Origin of the sequence: Afipia birgiae 34632 (assembly GCF_000308295.2) — a bacterium.
Lineage (GTDB): Bacteria > Pseudomonadota > Alphaproteobacteria > Rhizobiales > Xanthobacteraceae > Afipia > Afipia birgiae.
Window position 1 is genome coordinate 2,009,552 of record NZ_HG326652.1, and the last position, 10,163, is coordinate 2,019,714.

The following is a 10,163-nucleotide window of genomic DNA, read 5'->3' on the forward strand; positions in this document are numbered from 1 at the left end:
AGCGGCGCTTCTCATCTTCACGCGCAACTTGATCTGAAGTTCAGCTTTCGTTTCCAGCCCGGTTACGGCCACGGCCGTAACCACTTTGCGAGACTCAACTTTTCGGCGTTAGCCAAAGACGGGGCCTACCTCCGCCGCAGATGCTTCATCGCATCAATGCAGCGGCCGGTGATGACTTCCCAGTTGGCGGCCTTGATGTCCGACGCCGGGCACAGCCAGGAGCCGCCGACGCACATCACATTTGGTTCCGCCAGCCACATTGCAGCGTTCGCAGCACCAATTCCGCCGGTCGGACAGAAGCGCGTATTGGGAAACGGACCCGCCAACGCCCGCAACATCGGAATGGCACCGGCCTGCTCCGCGGGGAAAAACTTCAGCAGACTGAATCCCTTCGCCAGCGATTGCATGACTTCGGATGCGGTGGCCACGCCAGGTAGCAGCGGCAGATCGCTCGTGGCCGCCGCGTTGAGCAGTTCGGGCGTCGCGCCCGGACTGACCGCGAACCGCGCGCCGAGCGCCTTTGCACGCTCAAGGTCGTCCGCATTGAGCACGGTGCCGATCCCGACAACGGCCTCCGGAACCTCGGCGATGATCGCCTTTGCAGCAGCGGCTCCGGCTTCGGTGCGGAACGTCACTTCCAGAACCTTTACACCGCCCGCCACGAGGGCGCGGGCCAGCGGCACGCCATCCTCGACGCGGTCTATGGTCAGCACCGGAACGATCCGCGCCGGGGTCAGGATCTTCTCAAGCGCGGCCTGTCTTTCAGACGCCGATAGGCCGGTCATGATGATCGCTCCATTCGGGTCATGGCGGGCTGACCTCCGGCGGCATGTCCTCGCGCGGGATGATCGCGCCGCGATGGCCGACCACGACACCCGCCAGACGATGCCCGGCCCGCGCCGCCTCGACCGGCGTTGCGCTGTCCAGCCGGGCTGCAAGGTAAGCCGCAGCGAAACTGTCGCCTGCCGCCGTGGTGTCCACCACCCTGCTGACCGGTTCCGCCTTCACGGTATGCTCCGCGCCGTTATGTCTGACAACGCTGCCCGGCACGGCAAGTTTCAGCACGACCTCGCGTGCGGCCATGCGGTCGATCAGTTCACCGTGCATGCGCGCTCCGAACAACGGAGTGAGATCGTCGACAGAGGCCAGCACAATGTCCGCAACGGCCAGTATATCGCGATAGACCTGACGCGCAGTGTCCAGAACCGGCCAGCCTTGCGAACGGAAATTGGTGTCGAACGCCACGCGGGTCGAACCCTCGCGCGCCTTTCGCAGGGCATCGATCAGCCGCTGCCGGCCATCGGCGCTGTAGAGCGACAGTGTGACGCCTGAGAGATAAACCATATCGTAGCCCGACAGCGCCGCGAGCATCGCACCGGTTTCCGGCGGTTCGAGCAGCATGCGCGCCGCGGCGTTTTCGCGCCAGTAATAGAACGACCGCTCGCCTGCCTCGCTGGTCCGGATCGCATAGAGACCCGGCAGCTTGCCGCGCACGCGCGACACGTGTGTCGTGCCGACGCCCTCACCCTTCCAGGCCTCGACCATTTCGTCGCTGAACGGATCATCGCCGAGCGCGGTGATGTAGTCCGCATTCACACCGAGGCGCGCGAGATAGACCGCCGTGTTCAGCGTGTCGCCGCCATAGGCGCGCGTGAGCTGGTCACCCGCGCCTTGCGACAGCTCGATCATGCATTCGCCAATGCAGGCCACTGTCGTCATCGTTCTACCGGGGTTGTCAGCTTACGAATGTGCCGCCGAGTTCGTCTTCGATATGAATGCGAATAATATCGTCGAACGTTTTCTCGGCGGTTGTGAAACCGAGCTTGAGCGCGCGGTCAGTGACGAAGTCGCGAGGCCATCCAGCCACAATGCCAACGATGGTCGGATCCGGCTGACGCTTGATGCGCGCCGTCACGCCTGGACCCGCCACACGTGTCAGCGCGGCAATCTGCTCGCCCACCGTCGCCGAGAGCCCCGGCATGCTTAGCGCCCGGCGTGGGCCGATGCTACCGGTATCCATGGTCGCGGCATGCAGCAGGAAGCCGACGGCTGAGCGCGGCGACGCATGCCAATGGCGAACGTCCTCGGACACAGGAAGGATCGCTTCCTTGCCGGCCAATGGTTCGCGGATGATGTTGGAGAAAAAGCCCGAAGCAGCCTTGTTTGGCAAACCGGGCCGCACGCAGATCGTGGGAAGACGAATGCTGACGCCGTCTAGCAGGCCCTTGCGGGTATAATCCGAAATCAGAAGCTCGCCGATAGCCTTCTGGGTACCGTAGCTCGTCAGCGGCGTCGTGAAGAACTCGTCACCGATCTTGTCCGGGAACGGCGCGCCAAACACCGCAATCGATGAGGTGAACACCACGCGCGGCTTGTAGCCACCGCTGATGGCCCGAATGGCATCGATCAGATAGCGTGTTCCGTCGAGATTGATCCGGTAACCCTTGTCGAAATCCGCTTCCGCCTCACCCGACACGATCGCAGCAAGATGGAAAATCACATCCGGCTTTGCCGCCACCAGCTTTGCCACTGCGGCCTGCTCGGCAACATCGCACGTCACGACCTCAACAGGAATCGATGCGTTTGGCTTCGCCGGGGCCACGACATCCTGCAACGTCATGCGCGTGATCTCGGACTTGCCGAGTCTGCCATCGCGCGTCAGCCGATCGACAAGTTTGCGCCCGACCATACCGGCCGCGCCGAGAACAAGAATATGCAAAGCCTTCGTCCTTCCGTGAAGTTTCTTCTTGATATCAAGCCTATTCCTTCACCGCACCGGTCATCGCGGACACGTAGTGCTCGACGAAGAAGGCGTAGAGGATGACCAGCGGCAGCGAACCGACCAGCGCACCCGCCATCAGCGACCCCCATTTGTAGATGTCGCCGTCGACAAATTCGTTGACGATGGCGACGGGGACCGTCTTGTTCTGCGTCGAGGACAGGAACGTCAGCGCGTAGATGAACTCGTTCCAGCACAGCGTGAACGAGAAGATGAACGCTGATATCAGCCCCGGCACCGCCAGCGGCAATACGATCTTGGTCAAAATCTGCCAGCGGCTGGCGCCGTCGATCAGCGCACATTCTTCCAGCTCATAGGGAATGGTCTTGAAGTACCCCATCAACAGCCAGGTCGAGAACGGAATCAACAGCGTCGGATAGACCAGGATCAGCGACAGCGGCGAATCGAACAGGCCGTATGAATGGATCACCGACGCCAGCGGGATGAACAGGATCGACGGCGGAATGAGATAGGCCAGAAAAATCGAGGCGCTGACGGCATTGGCGCCCTTGAACCTCAAGCGGACGATGGCGTAGGCCGCCAGCACACTGGCAATGATCGAGATAAGTGTTGCCGCACCGGCGACATACATCGTGTTCCACAGCCAGCGAGGATACTGCGTTTCGAACAGCAGCTTCTGGATATGCTTCAACGTCGGCTTAACAACCCAGAACGGGTTGTAAGTCTCCATGTCGATCAGCTGTTCGTCGGGTTTGATCGATGTCAACGCCATCCAGTAGAACGGGAACAGCAGGATCACGACCATGATGAACAGCGGGATATAGAGCGTGACAATCCTGCTGGGCAGCGTCTCGAGATAGCTCATGCCCTCGCTGTTGTCGGTCGACGACTGCGTTGCGGCTGCTGGCGGATGTGCTGCGTGATCAGTCATTGTCAGACCCCTGCTGCCATTTGCGCCATGCGCGCGCGGGGCTTGCCCCGTTCGCGCAAAACCAGAGACTTCAGCGGCGCGGCGTGATCAGTCATTGTCGGACCCCTGCTGCCATTTGCGCCGCTGCATACCGAACCATGAGATGGTGATGGCTGCGAGTAGGAACGGAATCATGGCGGTTGCAATCGCCGCCCCCTCGCCCAGCCGGCCGCTGAGAATACCGCGCTGGTAGCTCAGCGTCGCCATCAGATGCGTGGCATTGACCGGACCGCCGCGCGTCAGCGCCCAGATCAGCTGGAAATCGGTGAACGTGAACAATACCGAGAATGTCATGACCACCGCGATAATCGGCGTCAGCAGCGGATAGGTGATGTAGCGGAAGCGCTGCCAGTTGGTCGCGCCGTCGAGCGTTGCGGCCTCATAGAGCGAGGGCGACACCGTCTGCAGGCCGGCCAGCAGCGTGATCGCGACGAAAGGCACGCCGCGCCAGATGTTGGCGATGATGACGCTGACGCGCGCCCAGGTGGAGTCGCCCAGAAAATTGATGTTCTGATTGATCAACCCCATTTTGGTCAGCGACCACGAGATGATCGAAAACTGCGAGTCGTAAATCCACCAGAACGCGATCGCCGACAAAACCGTGGGCACAATGAACGGGATCAGCACAGCGGCGCGGATCAGCGCCTTGAAAGGCATGCTGCGATTGAGCAGCAGCGCGAGATAGAGCCCAAGCGCGAATTTGATGGCGCTGGCGACGATCGTATAGACGAGCGTGTTGAATACCGACAGCCAGAAGACGCCGTCTTCCCAGAGCCATTGATAGTTTTCGAGCCCGATGAAAACGCCGTCGCGGCCGATGCGCACGTCTGTGAAACTCATCCAGACGCCGAGGCCGAGCGGATAAGCCAGAAACAGGATCAGAAAACCCGCCGCAGGCAGCATGAACCAGAATGCGACCCAGTTGTTATTCGTCATCAGGCGCTGCCAGGTCGACTGCGTGCTGACGTAAGGCTTCGCGGCGGGTGCGCTTGCAGGGATCGCGGTCATGGTCCGAACCTTTGTCGCATCGTCCGCAAATGGAAACCGGCCTTGCGGAAAGATCACGCACAGATGGTTGATTTAGAACATCGCCGGCGCGAGATGTGCCCGCGCCGGCGATGCTAGAAGTTAGCGATACAACCGCTTGGCCTGACGTTCGGCGAAGGCGATCGAGCCCTTCAGATCCTCACGTCCGGTGCAGTAGTTGGCGAACATATCGACGACCACGAAGTCGGCAATCGCCGCCGCCGCGTTTTCGCCGAGCGAGCCGAGACCGCCTGGTGTCAACGTGCGCTTGGCAACGTCGCGATACACCGTGTTCTTCGGATCCGATGTCCATACCGGGTTGTTGTCATAGCTGTTGAGGAATGGCGACAGATAACCCGACGCAGACGTCAGCCAGGGATTGAACTGATCGGCCTCCATCATGAACGCAGTCAGTGCCTTGCACGCCTGCGGATACTTCGTGAAGTTGAAGGTCAGCATCGTAAACGGCAGATGCAGTTCGGTCGGCTTGCCAGCCGGGCCGATCGGCATATAGGCGTGGTTCATGTCGTCGGCGATCGCCTTGTTTTCCCTCGATGCCGTCACGTAGATCGAAATTCCGTTGACGGTACAGTGAAGCTGTCCGGCTAGAAATGCCTTGTTGTTCGAGCTGTCGTTCCACGACGCTGTGCCGGGAATGAAGGTCCCGTAAAGCTCCTTGATGTATTCGAGCGCCTTCGCGGTTTCCGGTGAGTTGATGATCACCTTGTCGTTCTTGTCGACGAGGTAGCCTCCATGCGTCCACAGCGCCCAGTGCAACCAGGTGTTGGCGTCGCCCGATGCGTGGCCGAGCGCCATGCCTGCAGGCGTGCCGTTCTTGTTGAGCGCCTTGCACAGTTCGAGGAAGCCCGCCGTGTCCTTCGGGAACTCCTTGAATCCGGCCTTTTCCATCGAGCTGATGCGGTAGTTCATCAGCGCGCCGGTGCAGGCGACCGGGATGCCGATCCACTTCCCGTCCTTCGCCTTGCCATAGGCATTCGCGGACTCGGCCCAGCCGCCATACTTCTTGCCGAGATAATCGGCGACGTCCGTGACGTCGACGCACTTCGTCGGCAAAAGATGCGGCAGCGAATAAAGACCCCACACCATGTCGAGGCCCTGCCCGGTGTTGGCCGCAACCGACGCCTTGGGCTGAAGATCGTCGTAGGATTCATTGGAAACATTGACTTCAACGCCGGTGGCCTTGGTGAAGGCTGCGATGATGTTCATGAAGGCGACATCTTCGGCTTCCACGAACCGCTTCCAGCGCAGCAGATTGATCTTGGCGCCCTTTTCCGGCTTCCACTGTGCGGTCTGCGCCCAAGCCTTGGCGAAACCAAGCAGTTGATCGGCGGATACGGTCGCAGCGCCCGCGAGTACGGACGCGCCGCCTTTCAGAAGCGAACGGCGATCTGGTGTGAAGCTGCTCATAATTGACTTCTCCCTGTTGTACCGGCTCTTGATTGTTTCGGCCGGCTGTTGGCTATGATTTTCGGTGCAACGTAACGCTAGTTGATCAAACGCTTTCCGGTCTCCTTGTCGAAGACATGGGCCGCTGCCGGATTCGGCCGCAGCCTGACTTTGTCGCCGGGCTTTACCGGACGACGGTCGCGAATGACTGCAATCAGATCCTGCTGACCGATGCGGGCGACGATCTGGGTTTCCGATCCCGTCGGCTCGACCACAATGACCTCGGCTTCGATGCCGTCGTCGGCAAACTCCAGGTGCTCCGGGCGGATGCCGTAGATCACCGGCTTGCCATCCAGGCCAGTGCGCGACGCGGCCAGCGGAAGTTTGCTGCCATTTGCGGTTTCGACGTGAGGCGTGTTGCTGCCAACCAGCCTGCCTTCGAGAAAATTCATTGCCGGTGAACCGATGAAGCCGGCGACGAACCTGTTGTCCGGATGATCATAAAGTTCGAGCGGCGAGCCCATCTGCTCGACAATTCCGTCATGCATGACGACGATCTTGTCCGCCATGGTCATCGCCTCGATCTGGTCGTGAGTGACGTAGACGGTCGTGGTCTTGAGCCGCTGATGCAGTTCCTTGATCTCGGTGCGCATGGCGACGCGCAGCTTCGCATCCAGATTCGAGAGCGGTTCATCGAACAGAAATACCTGGGGATCGCGCACGATAGCACGGCCCATGGCGACGCGCTGACGCTGCCCGCCGGACAGCTGCCTCGGATAACGGTCAAGCAGTGGCGTCAAGGCCAGGATGTCGGCAGCCCGCTGCACGAGCTTGTCGATCTCCCCCTGCGGCGCATCACGCAGCTTGAGCGAGAACCCCATGTTCTTGGCTACTGTCATATGCGGATACAGCGCATAATTCTGGAACACCATGGCGATATCCCGCTCTTTCGGCTGGACATCGTTGACCACGCGATCGCCGATCGAAATCGTTCCCGAAGAAATCTTTTCCAGACCGGCCAGCATCCGCAACAAGGTCGACTTGCCGCAACCGGAGGGACCGACCAGAACGACGAATTCCCCGTCCTCGATCGGAACAGTCACGCCGTGCAGAACTTCAAATCCGCCAAACGATTTACGCACGTCGTGAATATGCACGGACGCCATATAGCTTCTCCTCCCTGTCGCCTCGGCGTCGTCCGGCGAAAGCCGTCGCTGCTCTGTTTTTTGTTTCGATGTTCGGAAGCGCGTCGACCTATTCTCTGCGGTTTGCCCGTTCTTGCTATTAGACAGACGTATTAGCAGAGATTTCCGGTTCTGTCCCAAAGATCGGATGTTTGAACTGACAGCGTTGCAGATGCCGCTTCGACATGCAAACATTACCTATGCGCGGATGCACAAGTGTGCAGTGCGGGAGAAATCTTGTGAAAAAAAACGACGACCACGCCGCAACAAAAAATGGCGCAAAGCGAAAACTGCGTTCCCAGCTCTGGTTCGATAATCCGGACAACCCCGGAATGACGGCGCTCTATCTCGAGCGTTATCTGAACTACGGGCTCACCCGGCATGAGCTCCAATCCGGCAAGCCCATCATCGGGATCGCCCAGACCGGCAATGACCTTTCGCCCTGCAACCGGCATCATATCGAGCTAGCGCAGCGGGTCCGCGAAGGCATCCGCGAATCCGGCGGCATTGCGATGGAATTCCCCACCCATCCCATTCAGGAAACCGGCAAGCGCCCGACCGCCGCGCTCGACCGCAACCTTGCCTATCTCGGCCTGGTCGAAATCCTGTTCGGCTATCCCCTCGACGGCGTGGTCCTCACCACGGGATGTGACAAGACCACCCCCGCCTGCATGATGGCCGCAGCAACTGTCAACATTCCTGCCATTGTTCTCTCCGGCGGACCGATGCTCAACGGCTGGTTCAATGGCGAACGCACCGGCTCCGGCACCGTCGTCTGGAAGTCGCGCGAGGAAATGGCGGCCGGCAAGATCGATTACGACGAATTCATGGATATTGTGGCCTCGTCCGCGCCGTCCGTCGGTCACTGCAACACCATGGGCACCGCGTCGACCATGAACTCGCTTGCGGAAGCACTCGGCTTTTCGTTGCCCGGTTGCGCGGCGATCCCGGCGCCTTACCGCGAGCGCGGCCAGATTGCCTATGAAACCGGCAAACGCGCCGTCGAGATGGTGTGGGAAGATCTCAAGCCCTCCGACTTCCTGACCCGGAAGGCGTTCGAGAACTGCATCGTTGTCAATTCGGCGATTGGCGGCTCGACCAACGCGCCGATCCATATCAACGCGCTGGCCCGGCATATCGGCGTCGATCTCTCCATCGAGGACTGGCAGACGATTGGCCACGACGTGCCGCTGCTGGTGAACATGCAGCCGGCCGGGTTCTATCTCGGCGAGGAATATCACCGCGCAGGCGGCGTGCCGTCGGTGGTGCGCGAACTGATGAAGCACAAGCGCATTCATGAGGACGCGCTGACCGTCAACGGCAAGACCATGGGCGAGAACTGCAGGGACGCGGCCGCGCCCGACAGCGACGTGATCCGCACCTATGACAAGCCGCTGGTAAAGGATGCCGGTTTCCTCGTCCTGCGCGGCAACCTGTTCGACTCGGCGATCATGAAAACAAGCGTGATCTCGAAGGAATTCCGCGACCGCTATCTCTCCAACCCCAAGGACCCCGAAGCCTTCGAGGGCCGCGCCATCGTGTTCGAGGGACCGGAGGACTATCATCACCGCATCGACGATGAATCCCTGAATATCGACGAGCACTGCATGCTGTTCGTGCGCGGCGTCGGGCCGATCGGCTATCCCGGCGGCGCGGAAGTCGTGAACATGCAGCCGCCTGCTGCGCTGATCAAAAAGGGCATCACCTCACTCCCCTGCATCGGCGACGGACGGCAATCCGGCACATCCGGCTCGCCGTCGATCCTCAATGCGTCGCCGGAAGCTGCGGCCAATGGCGGGCTCGCGATCCTGAAGACCGGGGACCGCGTGCGCATCGACCTCAAAAAGGGCGAGGCGAACATCCTGATCTCAGATGCCGAGGTGAAGAAACGCCATGCCGACCTGATGGCCAAGGGCGGCTTCCCTTACCCGAAGAACCAGACACCATGGCAGGAGCTCTATCGCGACACCGTCGGCCAGCAGGCGACCGGAGCGTGCCTCGAGCTTGCGACGCGTTATCGCAACATCGCGGGCACCATCGGCGTCGCACGGGATAATCACTAAGTCGGCGCCATTGCGAGCGCAGCGAAGCAGTCCAGAAAATAACGACGGAAAACTGGATTGCTTCGTCGCTTCGCTCCTCGCAATGACAACCAATCAACATGAGGACAAAACATGTCTGACCGACTGAAAGGCAAGCGCGCGTTCGTGACCGCAGGCGCTGCGGGCATCGGCCGCGCCTGCGCCCTCGCCTTCACCCGCGAAGGCGCTACCGTAATCGCGACCGACATCGATGAGGTCGGCCTCGCCGCCTTGAAAAAGGAAGGCGTCGCCGAAACACATAAACTCGATGTGCGCGACACAGCGGCAGTCGAAGCGATGGCCAGAAAGGTCGGCAAGGTCGACATCCTGCTCAATGCCGCAGGCTTCGTCCACAACGGCACCGTACTGGACTGTTCCGATACTGACTGGGATTTTTCCTTCGACCTCAACGTCAAGTCGATGCATCGCACAATCCGCGCGTTCCTGCCTTCGATGCTGGAGGGCGGCGGCGGATCGATCGTGAACATCGCTTCTGCCGCCGGTGTGTTCAAGGCGGCGCCAAATCGTTACGTCTACAGCGCGACGAAGGCCGCCGTCGCGGCATTAACCCGCGCCGTGGCTGTCGATTTCATCACCAAGGGCATCCGCTGTAACTCGATCTGCCCCGGCACCATCGAAACACCGTCGATGCTCGGCCGCGCAGCTGCGCTGGGTACCGGCGGCCGCGAAATGTTCGTCAGCCGCCAGCCGATGGGACGGCTCGGCACTGCCGACGAAATCGCCTCACTCGCGCT

Annotated in this window: 9 protein-coding genes; 2 read left to right on the forward strand and 7 right to left on the reverse strand. The window is 60.7% G+C overall.

All coding sequences use genetic code 11. The annotated features are described in order from the left end of the window. Nucleotides 1-125: 125 nt before the first annotated feature. The 7 genes from eda to BN32_RS09580 all read right to left on the reverse strand — a co-directional run bounded on the left by eda (nt 126) and on the right by BN32_RS09580 (nt 7,309). Nucleotides 126-785 carry a bifunctional 4-hydroxy-2-oxoglutarate aldolase/2-dehydro-3-deoxy-phosphogluconate aldolase gene (gene eda / locus BN32_RS09550; protein WP_019197948.1) on the reverse strand — a complete coding sequence of 220 codons (660 nt, stop codon included), beginning with the start codon at nt 783-785 and terminating at the stop codon, nt 126-128. Between the two features lie 19 nt (nt 786-804). Beyond that, on the reverse strand, nt 805-1,719 hold the full coding sequence (locus tag BN32_RS09555; RefSeq protein WP_019197949.1) for a sugar kinase: 915 nt from the start codon (nt 1,717-1,719) through the stop codon (nt 805-807). Between the two features lie 16 nt (nt 1,720-1,735). Beyond that, complete coding sequence (gene denD / locus BN32_RS09560) at nt 1,736-2,719, reverse strand: D-erythronate dehydrogenase (RefSeq protein WP_019197950.1); 984 nt, start codon at nt 2,717-2,719, stop codon at nt 1,736-1,738. A gap of 40 nt (nt 2,720-2,759) precedes the next feature. Next, nucleotides 2,760-3,671, reverse strand: a complete 912-nt coding sequence (locus tag BN32_RS09565) for a carbohydrate ABC transporter permease (protein WP_019197951.1) — start codon at nt 3,669-3,671, stop codon at nt 2,760-2,762. A gap of 87 nt (nt 3,672-3,758) precedes the next feature. Then, nucleotides 3,759-4,718: a carbohydrate ABC transporter permease gene (locus BN32_RS09570; RefSeq protein ID WP_040426205.1), complete on the reverse strand. Its 960-nt coding sequence runs from the start codon at nt 4,716-4,718 to the stop codon at nt 3,759-3,761. Between the two features lie 120 nt (nt 4,719-4,838). Continuing rightward, nucleotides 4,839-6,164, reverse strand: a complete 1,326-nt coding sequence (locus tag BN32_RS09575) for an ABC transporter substrate-binding protein (RefSeq protein ID WP_019197953.1) — start codon at nt 6,162-6,164, stop codon at nt 4,839-4,841. Nucleotides 6,165-6,241: 77 nt separating this feature from the next. Then, nucleotides 6,242-7,309 carry an ABC transporter ATP-binding protein gene (locus tag BN32_RS09580; protein WP_019197954.1) on the reverse strand — a complete coding sequence of 356 codons (1,068 nt, stop codon included), beginning with the start codon at nt 7,307-7,309 and terminating at the stop codon, nt 6,242-6,244. 218 nt (nt 7,310-7,527) lie between these two features. Between BN32_RS09580 and BN32_RS09585 the strand changes: the two genes are divergently transcribed. Further along, complete coding sequence (locus tag BN32_RS09585; protein WP_244438163.1) at nt 7,528-9,390, forward strand: IlvD/Edd family dehydratase; 1,863 nt, start codon at nt 7,528-7,530, stop codon at nt 9,388-9,390. Between the two features lie 111 nt (nt 9,391-9,501). Further along, nucleotides 9,502-10,163 (forward strand): SDR family oxidoreductase (locus tag BN32_RS09590; protein WP_019197956.1); only part of this gene is annotated, 662 nt, incomplete at its 3' end.

Coding starts and splice junctions, on each gene's coding strand:
- eda (WP_019197948.1), bottom strand. CDS start 785: ATGACCGGCCTATCGGCGTCTGAAAGACAGGCCGCGCTTGAGAAGATC.
- BN32_RS09555 (WP_019197949.1), bottom strand. CDS start 1,719: ATGACGACAGTGGCCTGCATTGGCGAATGCATGATCGAGCTGTCGCAA.
- BN32_RS09565 (WP_019197951.1), bottom strand. CDS start 3,671: ATGACTGATCACGCAGCACATCCGCCAGCAGCCGCAACGCAGTCGTCG.
- BN32_RS09570 (WP_040426205.1), bottom strand. CDS start 4,718: ATGACCGCGATCCCTGCAAGCGCACCCGCCGCGAAGCCTTACGTCAGC.
- BN32_RS09575 (WP_019197953.1), bottom strand. CDS start 6,164: ATGAGCAGCTTCACACCAGATCGCCGTTCGCTTCTGAAAGGCGGCGCG.
- BN32_RS09580 (WP_019197954.1), bottom strand. CDS start 7,309: ATGGCGTCCGTGCATATTCACGACGTGCGTAAATCGTTTGGCGGATTT.
- BN32_RS09585 (WP_244438163.1), top strand. CDS start 7,528: ATGCGCGGATGCACAAGTGTGCAGTGCGGGAGAAATCTTGTGAAAAAA.